The organism is uncultured Anaerovibrio sp., assembly GCF_947302755.1.
Classification (GTDB): domain Bacteria; phylum Bacillota; class Negativicutes; order Selenomonadales; family Selenomonadaceae; genus Anaerovibrio.
The window spans coordinates 15,148-28,557 of sequence record NZ_CAMYWM010000016.1 but is presented as its reverse complement, the minus strand read 5'-3'; the positions used below and the strand labels follow the sequence as shown (position 1 = coordinate 28,557).

16 protein-coding genes are annotated in these 13,410 nt (G+C 48.5%); all 16 read left to right on the top strand.

Features of this window, described 5'->3' with window-relative positions:
• Positions 1-125: 125 nt before the first annotated feature.
• The 16 genes from tsf to Q0Y54_RS03080 all read left to right on the top strand — a co-directional run bounded on the left by tsf (position 126) and on the right by Q0Y54_RS03080 (position 13,409).
• Positions 126-998 (top strand): translation elongation factor Ts, encoded by an 873-nt coding sequence (gene tsf / locus Q0Y54_RS03155; RefSeq protein ID WP_297964204.1) that lies wholly within the window; start codon positions 126-128, stop codon positions 996-998.
• A gap of 146 nt (positions 999-1,144) precedes the next feature.
• Positions 1,145-1,861 carry a UMP kinase gene (gene pyrH / locus Q0Y54_RS03150; RefSeq protein WP_297964201.1) on the top strand — a complete coding sequence of 239 codons (717 nt, stop codon included), beginning with the start codon at positions 1,145-1,147 and terminating at the stop codon, positions 1,859-1,861.
• A gap of 5 nt (positions 1,862-1,866) precedes the next feature.
• A complete protein-coding gene (frr, locus tag Q0Y54_RS03145; protein ID WP_297964199.1) occupies positions 1,867-2,424 on the top strand; it encodes a ribosome recycling factor in 558 nt (185 codons plus the stop codon).
• 1 nt (position 2,425) lies between these two features.
• Positions 2,426-2,635 (top strand): aliphatic sulfonate ABC transporter, encoded by a 210-nt coding sequence (locus tag Q0Y54_RS03140; protein ID WP_297964197.1) that lies wholly within the window; start codon positions 2,426-2,428, stop codon positions 2,633-2,635.
• A 2-nt stretch (positions 2,636-2,637) separates the two neighbouring features.
• Complete coding sequence (locus tag Q0Y54_RS03135) at positions 2,638-2,811, top strand: DUF362 domain-containing protein (RefSeq protein WP_297964195.1); 174 nt, start codon at positions 2,638-2,640, stop codon at positions 2,809-2,811.
• Between the two features lie 131 nt (positions 2,812-2,942).
• Positions 2,943-3,731 (top strand): isoprenyl transferase, encoded by a 789-nt coding sequence (locus tag Q0Y54_RS03130; RefSeq protein WP_297964193.1) that lies wholly within the window; start codon positions 2,943-2,945, stop codon positions 3,729-3,731.
• A gap of 12 nt (positions 3,732-3,743) precedes the next feature.
• The gene (locus tag Q0Y54_RS03125; protein ID WP_297964191.1) at positions 3,744-4,571 is read left to right on the top strand and encodes a phosphatidate cytidylyltransferase; all 828 of its coding nucleotides are present in this window, start codon (positions 3,744-3,746) and stop codon (positions 4,569-4,571) included.
• A gap of 95 nt (positions 4,572-4,666) precedes the next feature.
• On the top strand, positions 4,667-5,815 hold the full coding sequence (locus Q0Y54_RS03120; RefSeq protein WP_297964189.1) for a 1-deoxy-D-xylulose-5-phosphate reductoisomerase: 1,149 nt from the start codon (positions 4,667-4,669) through the stop codon (positions 5,813-5,815).
• A gap of 15 nt (positions 5,816-5,830) precedes the next feature.
• Positions 5,831-6,865 carry an RIP metalloprotease RseP gene (rseP, locus tag Q0Y54_RS03115; RefSeq protein WP_297964187.1) on the top strand — a complete coding sequence of 345 codons (1,035 nt, stop codon included), beginning with the start codon at positions 5,831-5,833 and terminating at the stop codon, positions 6,863-6,865.
• Positions 6,865-7,944 carry a flavodoxin-dependent (E)-4-hydroxy-3-methylbut-2-enyl-diphosphate synthase gene (ispG, locus tag Q0Y54_RS03110; protein WP_297964185.1) on the top strand — a complete coding sequence of 360 codons (1,080 nt, stop codon included), beginning with the start codon at positions 6,865-6,867 and terminating at the stop codon, positions 7,942-7,944. The genes rseP and ispG overlap by 1 nt, the downstream gene beginning before the upstream one ends.
• Positions 7,945-7,948: 4 nt before the next feature.
• The gene (locus Q0Y54_RS03105) at positions 7,949-9,658 is read left to right on the top strand and encodes a proline--tRNA ligase (RefSeq protein WP_297964183.1); all 1,710 of its coding nucleotides are present in this window, start codon (positions 7,949-7,951) and stop codon (positions 9,656-9,658) included.
• A 91-nt stretch (positions 9,659-9,749) separates the two neighbouring features.
• Positions 9,750-10,262, top strand: a complete 513-nt coding sequence (locus Q0Y54_RS03100; RefSeq protein ID WP_297964181.1) for a DUF177 domain-containing protein — start codon at positions 9,750-9,752, stop codon at positions 10,260-10,262.
• A 43-nt stretch (positions 10,263-10,305) separates the two neighbouring features.
• Positions 10,306-10,485 carry a 50S ribosomal protein L32 gene (gene rpmF, locus Q0Y54_RS03095; RefSeq protein ID WP_027396398.1) on the top strand — a complete coding sequence of 60 codons (180 nt, stop codon included), beginning with the start codon at positions 10,306-10,308 and terminating at the stop codon, positions 10,483-10,485.
• A gap of 332 nt (positions 10,486-10,817) precedes the next feature.
• Positions 10,818-11,378: a transcription factor FapR gene (gene fapR / locus Q0Y54_RS03090; protein WP_297964179.1), complete on the top strand. Its 561-nt coding sequence runs from the start codon at positions 10,818-10,820 to the stop codon at positions 11,376-11,378.
• A 14-nt stretch (positions 11,379-11,392) separates the two neighbouring features.
• On the top strand, positions 11,393-12,424 hold the full coding sequence (gene plsX, locus Q0Y54_RS03085) for a phosphate acyltransferase PlsX (protein ID WP_297964177.1): 1,032 nt from the start codon (positions 11,393-11,395) through the stop codon (positions 12,422-12,424).
• Complete coding sequence (locus Q0Y54_RS03080; protein WP_297964208.1) at positions 12,411-13,409, top strand: beta-ketoacyl-ACP synthase III; 999 nt, start codon at positions 12,411-12,413, stop codon at positions 13,407-13,409. The genes plsX and Q0Y54_RS03080 overlap by 14 nt, the downstream gene beginning before the upstream one ends.
• Position 13,410: the final 1 nt, after the last annotated feature.

Genomic DNA, 13,410 nt, shown 5'->3' with positions numbered 1-13,410 from the left:
AGGGTGAGGCTGCAGAGGCTCCGGCTGAGGACGCTGAGTAATATTAAACCTTAAAAGGGGTAAGGGGATATCCCTTATCCCTTGTTTTTTTGAAAATATATCCAATTAATAGGGGGAAATAAATAATGGCACAGATTACTGCTGCATTAGTAAAAGAATTGCGCGAGACTACCGGCGCTGGCATGATGGACTGCAAGAAGGCTCTCGTGGAGTGCGATGGTGACAAGGAAAAGGCTATCGACTATCTCCGTGAGAAGGGCATTTCCAAGGCTGCCAAGAAGGCTGGCCGTATCGCTTCCGAGGGCGTTGTTGCTGCTGCTTATGATGCGGCTTCCAATGCTGCTTGTCTGGTTGAGGTTAATTCCGAGACTGACTTCGTTGCCAAGAATGAAAACTTCAAGGCACTGGTAAAGAAGATTGCTGAGCATATCCTTGCCACCAAGCCTGCTGATTTGGATGCCCTCAATGCCTCCATGCTGGATGGCAAGACCGTAGCTGATGTAATGACCGAGGCTGTTGCTTCCATTGGTGAGAAGCTGTCCCTCCGCCGTTTCGTTGTATATACCTCTGAGAACAAGCTTGCTACCTACATTCACATGGGTGGCAAGATCGGTGTAGTAGTTGAGCTGTCCGGCGGCAGCGATGAGCTGGCACAGGATATTGCCCTTCAGATTACTGCCCAGAAGCCACAGAGCATTGACCGTAGCGGCGTTGATCCTGAGTACCTGGAGCATGAGCGTGCTGTACTTCGGGCCCAGGCATTGGAAGAGGGCAAGCCTGAAAAAATCGTTGACAAGATGGTTGAGGGCCGTCTCAACAAGACATATAAGGAGATTTGCCTGGTTGAGCAGGAATTCTTCAAGTCCTCTGATCATGAGACCATTCAGGACATCCTTGGTGATGTTAAGGTACTTCGCTTTACCCGCTTTGAGATGGGTGAGGGCCTGGAGAAAAAGAATGAGGACTTTGCAGCTGAGGTTGCAGCCCAGATGAAATAATTAAATATTTAAATCTCATGGAAAAAGGGACTTGCAGACGCGGTCCCTTTTCTTTAAGATATAATAAGACATAAATGGTGAATATTGCTTTGAAAAGCTGCAATACATTTAAACATTAGTTATTCTCGGATTTGGAGGTTGTTACAGTGGGAAAATACAAGCGCGTTCTACTAAAGCTTAGTGGAGAGTCTTTGGCAGGTGATCAGGGCTTTGGCATCAATCCAGTTGTGGTTGAAGCCATTGGAAAGCAGATAAAGCGCGTACACGATGCCGGTATTGATGTGGCCATCGTGGTGGGCGGCGGCAATATCTGGCGCGGCCTGGCCGGCAGTGCCAAGGGTATGGACCGTGCCCAGGCAGATTACATGGGCATGCTGGCTACCGTTATCAATGCATTGGCCATTCAGGACGCATTGGAGCAGCAGGAGGTTCCGGCCCGTGTGCAGACTGCCATCGATATGCGTCAGGTGGCTGAGCCTTACATTCGCCGCAAGGCCACCCGTCACATGGAAAAGGGCCGGGTCGTAATTTTTGGTGCCGGTACCGGCAATCCGTATTTCTCCACTGATACCACCGCTGCCCTGAGAGCGGCTGAAATCGAGGCCGATGTTATTCTCATGGGCAAGAAGGGCACCGAGGGTATCTATGACAAGGATCCAAACCAGAATGAGGACGCCAAGAAATTTGACAATATCAGCTACAAGGAAATTTTGCTCCGCAGCCTGAGTGTAATGGATTCCACTGCCACCAGCCTGTGTATGGACAATGATATTCCCTTGGTGGTATTTAAGATTGACGACTATGATAATATTTACCGGGCAGCTATCGGTGAAGATATTGGTACTACAGTAGGAGGCAAATAATAATCATGATTAATGACATTGTATCTTCCAGCGAAGAACGCTTAAATAAATCCATTGACGCCCTTAAGAGAGAGTTTGGCTCCCTTCGGGCCGGCCGTGCTACCCCATCCCTGCTGGACAAGGTGATGGTGGATTACTACGGCACCCCAACCCCTGTAAATCAGGTGGCCAAGGTTTCTGTTCCCGAGCCGCGGATGATTATGATTCAGCCTTGGGAAAAGACTATGCTCCATGAAATTGAAAAGGCTATCATGAAGTCGGAGCTTGGTCTTTCCCCAAATTCAGATGGTACTGCCATTCGGTTGTCCATACCCCAGCTCACCCAGGAACGCCGCAAGGAGCTGGTTAAAACTGTGAGCAAGAAGGCTGAGGAAGCCAAAGTGGCTATCCGCAACATCCGCCGGGATGCCAATGAGCATATCAAGAAGCTGGAAAAGGACAAGGAAATAACTGAGGATGAATCCAAGAAGGGTCAGGAAAAATTCCAGAAGATAGTAGACAGCTTCATTAAGACCGTAGATACCTTGAAGGAAGCCAAGGAAAAGGAAATCATGGAAGTATAAAATGGAAATTGATGTTGTAGGCAGGTCTTGGGATTTAGCTAAGGTCTTGCTTAATGAGGCCAATATAAGGTATAATGTAACGGTAACCCGACCGACGAAGGATTTTTTTAAGCTGGAGCCGGAAGGTTACTATGTTATCAGACAGCAAAGGCTGCCTGATGGCACGTTGGATATTAGAATAGCAGCAAAACTGCTGAAGGAGGTTTTCTAGTAATGGCTTACAAGATTAAGGAAGATTGCATTTCTTGTGGTACTTGTGCAGGTACTTGCCCTGTAGAGGCAATTTCTGAGGGCGACAGCAAGTACGAAATCAATCCAGAGGTTTGTGTAGAGTGCGGTGCTTGTGCAGCAGGCTGCCCAGTAGGTGCTATTGTTGCTCCTGAATAAGACACACAGCCGTTAATATCGGATAGAAGTGTCCATTAGCCCCTCATTAGATGATTTTGAGGGGCTAATTTTCTTACTTATCGACATAATTGGATTGCTATTTGCCGGATAGGCTGTAATAGGGGTTAGATATGTGGAAGAAAATTTTTGGTAAAACTGGACAATCAAACAATGATAATGGAACAGCTTTGCTTGAACAAATAGACAGGAATAGTTTGCCACGGCATATTGCCATTATTATGGACGGTAATGGCCGCTGGGCTAACGGAAAGGGTATGGTTCGTTCTGTTGGTCATACGGCTGGAGTAAAGGCACTGAAACGAACCCTAAAGGCGGCAATTGCCCTTGATTTGGAGGCTATGACTGTATATGCCTTTTCCACAGAAAATTGGAAGCGGCCGCCTACTGAGGTGGATTTTCTCATGAAGCTGTTTTCCGATTATCTTGAAAAAGAGCTGGCCGAAATGGATGAGGACAATGTCTGCATCAAATTTATCGGCCGGGTCAATGAATTGTCACCTGGACTGCAGAAGCAGATACGGGATGCAGAGCAGCGCACAGCTGATAACACCGGTGTACGGTTTACAGTTGCGGTCAATTATGGTGGACAGGATGAAATGGTACGGGCTGTACAGTCCTTGGCCAGGGATGTGAAGGCTGGCAGTCTGGAGCCTGAGAATATAGATAGTAAGCTTTTGGAATCCCGACTGGATACCAGTGATTTGCCGCCGGTTGATTTGGTGATTCGGACCAGTGGCGATATGCGTCTCAGTAATTTCCTGATTTGGCAGACTGCTTATGCAGAATTTTGGTTTACAGATACTAATTGGCCTGACTTTGGCAAGGAACAGCTGGCGGAGGCGTTGCTGGATTTCAGCAAACGTGATCGGCGCTTTGGCGGTCTTAATGAAAAGAAATGAGGAAATTAGGGAATGCTGACTAGAATAATTACCGGAATCATTGGAATAATATTGGCGGCACTGGTCATTCAGACTGGTGGAACCCTGTTTGCCGGTGCGGTGCTGCTGCTGTCCTTTGGCGCCTGGTATGAATATTGCAATGCCTTTCAGCAAAAGGGATATAAGCCAACCCTGGTTACCGGAATGGTACTGATTTCTATAATGTGGGCAGGGGGCTGGCTTGGCAGCAGTTCCTTGCTGATAGGCTCGGTAATGCTGTCAGCCTTGGTTATTATGGTGCTGACCGTATTAAATCATGATAATTTTGACGTTTTATCGGCGGTTATTTCCGCAGCAGGTATTTTTTATATAGGCTTGTCCTTCGTGCATCTCGTCATGCTGAGGTTTGCAGGGGAGGGCGGCATTATTCCCACCAGTTTTGGTGACTTCCAGACGGGCTGTGCCCTGGTATGGGTTGCTCTTATTGGAACCTGGGCCAGCGATACCTTTGCCTATTTTGCCGGCTGCTTTTTGGGAAAGCATAAATTATGTGAACGAATCAGTCCCAAAAAAACCATTGAAGGATTTATTGGCGGTTTGATTGGTACTACAGCCTCGGTGGCTGCATTGGGAGTATTTTTTGGCTTTGATGTAATCATGATGGCTGTACTGGGCTTTATTATTTGTATAGTGGCCACCCTGGGGGATTTGGTGGAATCCGTGATAAAGCGGTACACAGGCATAAAGGATTCCGGCAATATCATTCCCGGCCACGGCGGCATATGGGATAGATTTGACAGCGTAATATATACAGTTCCATTTGTATACTATTTTATGAATTGTACAGGGCTGGCGGGGTAACGCTCCCTGGCTTTGTTGAAGGTTAAAGGTTGGCAGTAAAGCCATAAGGCTTTATTGCCTATTTCTCTTTAATCGGATTTTAAGGAGTATGTAGCATGAAAAATTTAGTTGTGTTGGGGTCCACCGGCTCCATTGGTACCCAGACCCTGGATGTGGTCCGCAATAATCCTGATTTGTTCCATGTTTCTGTGCTGGTGGCCAATCGCAGTGATGAGCTGCTGGAAAAGCAAATAATGGAGTTTCAACCGGAGCTGGCGGTTTTATCTGACAATGAGGCGGCCCAGCGTCTCACCAGCCGTTATAGCGGCAAGACAAAAATTCGTGGGGGACGTGCTGCGGTTATTGAAGCGGCTGTTTTCCCGGATGCTGATACCGTTGTAACATCCTTGATGGGCTTTGCGGGCCTTGAGCCAACTATGGCCGCCCTGGAGGCCAGAAAAAATATTGCCCTGGCCAATAAGGAAACCCTGGTGGTAGCCGGCGAGCTGGTTATGGCTAAGGCCAGGGAAATGGGCTGTGCAATATTACCGGTGGACAGTGAGCATTGTGCCCTGTTCCAGTGTCTCCAGGGGCAGGACCGAGATGCAGTGGAAAAGCTGATTATTACTGCCTCCGGCGGGCCCTTCAGGGGCAGGAAGGCCCATGAGCTTACCGCGGTAACCAAGGCCGATGTCTTGGCCCATCCTACCTGGAATATGGGACAGAAAATTACTGTTGATTCTGCCTCGTTGGTCAACAAGGGCCTGGAGGTCATTGAGGCCAAGTGGCTCTACGGCGTGACCTATGACCAGATCCAGGTGGTGGTTCATCCCCAGAGCATAGTCCATTCCATGATTCAATACCGGGATGGTACAGTTATGGCCCAGCTGGGCTGCACGGATATGCGCCTGCCAATTCAGTATGCCCTTACCTACCCTGAGCGGGTTGAGTCCCATTTTCCAAGGGTGGATTTTTATGAGCTGGGCAAGCTGACCTTTGAAAAGCCTGACATGGACACCTTCCGTGGACTGAAGCTGGCCTTTGAAGCCGGCCGAACCGGCGGCACCATGCCATGTATTATGAATGCGGCCAACGAGGTGGCTGTAGAGGCCTTTTTAAAGGGCCAGTCCGGTTTCCTGAGGATTTATGAGCTTATTGAAAATGCCATGAACAAGGCTGATGTACAGTATAATCCTACTCTGGAGCAGCTGCTGGAAGCAGATAGGTGGGCACGGGAAATCACCCGTGAAGAACTGGTTAAATAAAGGGAGTATATTGTTATGTTATTGACTATAGTATCTGCGGTATTTGTCTTTGGCCTTTTGGTACTGGTCCATGAGTGGGGACATTTTATTACTGCCAAAATGACCGGTATGCGGGTGGATGAATTTGCCATTGGCTTTGGACCGAAGCTACTGGATTGGCGGCGGGGAGAAACCCTCTATGCCATCCGGGCCATTCCCCTGGGGGGCTATAACCGGATTGCCGGAATGGATTTTGATGAGGAAGAGGAGAAAGATGCCGGTGAGCGGGCCTATTACAGACGTCCGGTCTGGGCCAGGATGATCGTTATTTTGGCCGGCTCCTTTATGAATTTCCTGTTGCCCATTATCCTGTTTTTTTTGATTTTTGTATTTTCGGGCATTCAAAGTCCCAGTACAGAACCGGTGGTAGGGGATGTGTTGGCCGGTGCTCCTGCCCAGTCAGCGGGCCTTGCTGCCGGTGATAAAATTCTTACTATTAACGGTCAGCCGGTAAATGAGTGGAATGATATTTCCACCTTGCTGGCCGGTGGAGCCGGCAAGCCCTACGAGGTTACCTATCAGCGGGGTGAGGAGGCAAAAACCACAACGGTCATTCCCATGGAGGATGAAATGTCCAAGCGGGTGGTAATTGGTATTCAGGGAACGGCGGTTACCCGGGAGGTATCCGTTGTGGAGGCTGCCCAAATATCTGTGGAGCGGACCTGGTCCATATTTCAGCGGATGCTGGAGGCCCTGGTGCTGCTCTTTACCAAGGAGGGGGCCTCGGCAGAGCTGGCGGGACCCATCGGAGTGGCCCAGATGGCTGGGGAGGTGGCCCAGCATGGCTTTATCCCATTATTGAATTTCGCGGCCTTTTTAAGCCTTAACCTGGGTATTGTCAATTTGCTTCCGGTTCCGGCCCTTGATGGCGGTCATTTCGTTACCCTGTGTATTGAAGCGGTGCGGGGCAAGCAGATGAGCAAAAAGGCCCTGTACTACCTTCAGGCCGTAGGTGTGGTGCTGCTGATCAGTCTGATGATTTTTGCCACCTTCAATGATGTGACCAGGTAATGGAGGACAGTACAATGATAAAGCGCAAGGAAACAAGACAGATTCATATAGGTAAGGTAGCCATCGGTGGTGGTGCTCCCATATCCGTACAGTCCATGACTAATACCAAAACCACGGATACGGAGGCAACCGTTGCCCAGATTAATGCCCTCCAGGCAGCCGGCTGCGATATCGTTCGCCTGGCAGTGCCGGATATGGAGGCAGCCCAAAATTTGGGTAATATTATAAAAAAGGTAAAGGTACCCCTGGTGGCCGATATACATTTTGATTATCGTCTGGCTCTGGAAGCCATCAATCAGGGAATTTCGGCCCTTCGTTTAAATCCGGGAAATATTGGGGGTGAGGCCAATGTTAAGGCAGTGGTAGCTGAGGCCAAGGCCCATAGTATTCCCATTCGCATTGGCGTCAATGCCGGTTCCCTGGATAAGAAGCTCTTGGCCAAATACGGCGGGGTAACGGCAGAGGCCCTGGTGGAATCTGCCATGGAGCACGTGCGCATCCTGGAGACCCAGGATTTTTACGATATGAAAATTTCCCTGAAGGCCCATGATGTACCCTTGACCCTGGCTGCCTATCAGCTGATGTCAGAAACTGTAGATTATCCATTGCACCTGGGTATTACCGAGGCCGGAACTGCCCGAACGGGTATGATTAAGTCCGCAGTGGGCATCGGCGCTCTTCTTGCCCAGGGCATTGGTGATACCTTCCGCATTTCCCTTACCGGTGACCCGGTGGTGGAGGTGAAGGTTGCCAATGAGATCCTGAAAGCCCTTGGTATGCGGGAATATGGCCCAACCCTTATTTCCTGCCCGACCTGCGGGCGTACCAGCATCGATTTGGCCGGTATTGCCGATGAGGTGGACAGACGGCTCCAGGGGATTTCCAAGCCAATTTCGGTGGCTGTTATGGGCTGTGTGGTAAATGGTCCCGGAGAGGCCAGGGGGGCTGATGTGGGCATTGCCGGCGGCAACGGTGAAGGCCTGGTATTCAGAAAAGGTGAAATAATCCGCAAGGTGAAGGAAACTGAACTGGTTGAGGAATTATTCAAAGAAATAGACAATATTTTACAGGAGGACTAAGATAGTGCGCGCAACTAGACTTTATGCACCAACATTGAGAGAAACACCAGCCGAGGCTGAGGTGAAAAGCCATCAGCTTATGCTCAGAGCCGGTATGATAAGAAAGGCAGCCGGTGGCCTGTATACGTATATGCCCCTGGCCTGGCGCAGCCTTAAGAAAATTATGCAGATTATCCGGGAGGAAATGGATGCCGCCGGTGGGCAGGAAATTGCCATGCCAATTGTTCAGCCTTCAGAAATTTGGAAGGAAACCGGCCGCTGGTCAGTATATGGTGATGAGATGTTTAGGGTAGCTGACCGTCATGGTCGGGAGTTCTGTCTTGGTCCAACCCATGAGGAAATGGTTACCACCCTCATTCGTGATGAGGTCCGGTCCTATAAGCAGCTTCCTTTAATGCTGTATCAAATTCAGAACAAATACCGGGATGAAATTCGTCCGCGGTTCGGCCTTATGCGGGGACGCGAGTTCATCATGAAGGACCTTTATTCCTTCGACAAGGATGAGGAGGGCATGAATGAGTCCTATAAGATAATGTATGATGCCTACACCCGGATTTTCAGCCGCATGGGCCTGGAGTTCCGTCCGGTAGAGGCTGATAATGGGGCTATTGGCGGCGGACATTCCCATGAATTCACCGTGCTGGCCGAGGCCGGTGAGTCCAATATCGCCTATTGTACCAAGTGCGATTACGCAGCCTCTGATGAAAAGGCGGAGCTTACCGTCATCAAGGCACCGGAGGAAGAACAGAGGGCTTTGGAAAAGGTATCCACCCCAGAGGCCCATACCATCGAGCTGGTGGCCAAGTGCCTGAACCTGCCTTTGGACAGGACCATTAAAGCCGTTGCATTCCAGGATGACAAGGAGGAGCTTATCCTGGCCTTTGTCCGTGGTGATCACGATGTAAATGATGTAAAGGTAGTCAATCTCTTTGATGAGTCCATTGAACTGCATATGGCAACTGATGAGGCCATTGAGGAAGCCGGTGGCGTTCCGGGCTTTATGAGCCCCATAGGCCTAAAGGAAGGTACCAGGGTGGTGGTGGATGCCACCGTTATGGAAATGTACAATGCCTGTGCCGGAGCCAATGAAAAGGATATGCACTATATAAATGTAAATCCAAAACGGGATTTCAAGGATGTAATTGTGGCGGATATCCGCATGATTAAGGAGGGAGATGCCTGCCCTCACTGCGGTGCCCCGGTGAAAATGACCCGTGGTATTGAGGCCGGCCAGGTATTTACCCTGGGGACCAAGTATTCCCAATCCCTTCACGCCACCTTCCTGGATGAAAACGGCAAGGAAAAGCCTTTGGTTATGGGCTGCTACGGTATTGGCGTCAGCCGGACCATGGCAGCGGCTATCGAGCAGAACAATGACGAAAACGGCATTATATGGCCAAGGGCCATTGCCCCATTTGAGGTTGTGGTAGTACCCATTAACGGGAAAAATGAGGAGCAGTTGAAGATAGCCGAGGAAATCTACAATGACCTTAAGGCCAAGGGGGTAGATGCCCTGCTGGACGATCGTAAGGACCGGGCCGGAGTTAAATTTAAGGATGCCGATTTGATTGGCTATCCCCTGCGGATTACCGTCGGCCCTAAATCGGTGGATGAGGACTCCGTTGAACTGAAGGTACGCCGTAACGGTGAAATGGTGAATACCACCAGGGCTGAGGCGGCAGCAAAGGCTGTGGAGATGCTGAAGGCACTGTAAAATACCCTGTGGCCGGTATTAATATTTTGTCAAGGTAATTCTCTTGACAAACAATATAGCTGTCGCTATAATAAATGAGGTTGATATCTATATGATGAAGATTAATATAATTGAAGCCAATGAAAAACTTGGTTCTCCCATATCCTTTGAGTTTGCTGCCAAGGCTCAGGACATTGATGCCGTTGACGAAAGCTATCGCTTTGATGGTGATATTATTGTCAAGGGTGAGCTCGTGGCAACCGGCCGGGGGTATCGTGTAAAGGGGAAGATTTTCTGTACCAAGTCCTTTGTCTGTGACCGTTGCCTGGAGGAGGCCTCTCAGCAGCAGGAGCACGACTTTGACGAGGAATACCGGAAAAAAGCCCCTGGTTATGCTGAAGATGACCAAGATGTGAATTATTTTGATGGTGATTTGGTGGATATATCTCAAATGGTTCGAGATGTCCTGTTATCAGATCAGCCGTTAAATAATATATGCAACGCTGATTGTCGCGGTCTGTGCCTGAAGTGCGGCGCAAACCTCAATCATGGCGATTGTGGCTGTGACCGTACTGTTATTGACCCAAGACTGGCGGCATTGCAGCAATTATTGATTAAGAAATAATTCTATTCATTAGTGAATGTTTCGTTAAGGAGGTGTATCCTGAATGGCAGTACCAAAGCGTAAAATGTCTAAGGCTCGTCGTGATTCCCGTCGTGCCAACTGGAAGTTGGAGGTTCCTGGTTTCGTTGAGTGCCCACAGTGCCACGAGCCAAAGATGCCTCATCATGTTTGCACAGAGTGTGGTTACTATGATGGCAAGGAAGTAATTTCCGCAGCTGAATAATTAACTGCTGAATGAGCAGGCTTCGGGCCTGCTCATTTTTAGTGCCCATAACCATCGGCTGGACTTGATTTGTATAAATAATTCCAACATTTGCAATAAAATAATATTTTTCTTGCCTTTTCCAATGAAAGTTTATATAATCATATGCAGTTAGTAGGACTTGGTACTAATTTTTTTAATATGAGCTGTATTATGTTATTGACTGTCAGATTACCAAAGGAATTGATATGGGATTTTACGAAATGAATTCATTTGTTAACCTGACAATTGTAATGTTTGGAAGAAATGCAGTTTTATGATATGATGGTTATGTTGTTTTAAGGGTGAGTAAAATGGCGCGGGTTAAAAAGAAGGAAAGACATACACTCTTAATGCGTCAGGTCAGTGAAAAGCCTTTTCTTACAGATGAAGAGCTGGCCCGACTTCTGGAGGTAAGCATTCAGACCATAAGACTGGATCGCATGGAGTTGGGCATACCTGAGGTGCGGGAACGTATCCGCAGGGTGGCAGAAGAGGCCAGGGAAAAGGTTACCACCATTGAAAAGGATGACCTGGTGGGTGAACTGATTGACCTTCAGCCAGGCCGCTCCGGGATATCACTTTTGAAAATTACGGAGGATATGGTATTTTCCAAGAACCAGATCGCTAAGGGACATTATATATTTGCGCAGGCCAGTTCTCTGGCGGTAGCCGTTATTAGTGCTCCTATGGCCGTGACCGGTGTGGCAAATATCAAGCACAAGGTTCCCGTTAAGCTAGGGGAGATGCTTGTTGCCAAGGCAGAAATAATTCGTCAGCGCAGCAACAAATTTTTTGTTTGGGTTAGAACCAGAAACGCCACAGGAGAAGTTTTCCGGGCCAAATTTATAGTGGTTTCGCTGACGGAAAATTAATGGGAGGCTCTAAATTGAAGCTTGCAGTAGATGCGATGGGCGGGGATTACGCACCAAAGCAGATAGTCATGGGGGCAATTGAGGCCGCAAAGAAATATGACTGTGAAATCGTCCTGGTAGGAGACCGGGCACAAATAGAAGCCGAGTTGAAGGCTAACAATGCTCAAAATATTGAACGCCTGAGTATACATCATACTACTGAGGTTATTGAAATGGGTGAGCATCCGGTGGAAGCCGTAAGAAAGAAGAAGGATTCCAGCCTGGTGGTGGCTACCAAGCTGGTGAAGACCGGTGAATGCGATGGTGTCCTGTCAGCAGGCAGTACCGGTGCGGCAACTACCGCAGCCACCCTGTTTCTTCGTACTATAAAAGGGGTGGACAAGCCATCCATAGCCACACCGCTTCCCACAAAGGACGGACTGGTTCTCCTGTTGGACTCCGGTGCTATTGTGGACAGTAAGCCAAAGGATCTTACAGAAATGGCCCTTATGGGTTCAATATATAGTCAGTACGTTTATGGCATAAATAACCCAAAGGTAGGACTGCTGAATGTAGGTGAGGAGGAAACCAAGGGAAATAAAAAGGTTCAGACCACCTACCCTATGCTTAAGAGCATGAATTCCATAAATTTCATAGGAAATGTGGAAGGACGCGATATTCCTACCGGCATGGCTGATGTTGTAATTTGCGATGGATTTGTTGGTAATATTGTGTTAAAATTTGCTGAGGGTTTGGCAGTAACATTATTGGACCTTATCAAAAATGCCATAAAAAACGGTGGGATTTTTGCAAAGCTTGGTGCTGTACTGGTTATGCCGGCGTTGAAGAAGCTGGGTAAAAAGCTTGATGTTACAGAGTATGGCGGCGCACCTTTACTTGGTGTCAATGGCTGCTGTATAATATGCCATGGTTCTTCCGATGCAAAGTCAATTTGCAGTGCAATTAATGTGGCGAACGAGTATGTTAAAAGTAATGTGGTTCAGCGCATTAGGGATAGCATAGAGAAGGAGGAGATGCTGGCTAATGACCATGATGAAGAAAAATAATGCAGGCATCTTGGGAACAGGCTTTTATGTTCCGGAAAAGATTTTAACTAATGACGATTTATCCAGGATTGTTGATACAAGTGATGAATGGATTACTGAGCGTACCGGTATAAAGGAACGCCGTATGGCGGCTGATGATGAGGCCACCTCGGATTTGGCCATGAAGGCTGCCCGGCAGGCTCTCTCCGATGCAGGGGTATCTCCTGAGGAGCTGGATCTTATTATCGTATGCACCCTTACATCAGACAGAATTATTCCATCAACTGCTTGTATGCTTCAGACCAGGCTGGGGGCCAATGGGGCTGCGGCCTTTGATTTATCGGCTGCGTGCTCCGGTTTTGCCTACGGCCTCAGTGTGGCGGCCCAGTTTATTGAAACCGGTGCCTATAAAAAGGCTCTGATTGTGGGAGCGGAAACCCTTTCAAAATATATTAACTGGGAAGACCGCAATACCTGTGTATTGTTTGGTGATGGTGCAGGAGCTGCGGTACTGGGTCAGGTGGAGGATGGCTATGGAATTCTGAGCTTTGACCTGGGCAGTGATGGCTCCGGTGGTGATGCGATTCAAATTCCGTCCAGCGGCAGCCGCCTGCCGGTGAGCAAGGAAACAATTGACCAGCGTCTCAATCTGATACATATGAATGGCAAGGAAGTCTTTAAGTTTGCGGTAAAGGCAATGGGGAATACAGTAAAGCATTCCCTGGATAAGATTGGTATGCCACAGGAGCAGATAGATTGGCTGGTTCCTCATCAGGCGAATATCCGCATTATTCAGTCAGCGGCCAAGCGATTGGCTATGCCCATGGATAAGGTGATATTAACCGTTCAGAAATATGGAAATATGTCAGCGGCTTGTATACCCATTGCTTTGGCCGAGGCTGCTGCTGAGAAGCGCTTTAAGAAAGGCGATATAATAGCACTGTCTGGTTTTGGCGCAGGCCTTACCTGGGCATCATGCATAATCAGATGGTCTAAGGAGGATTAAC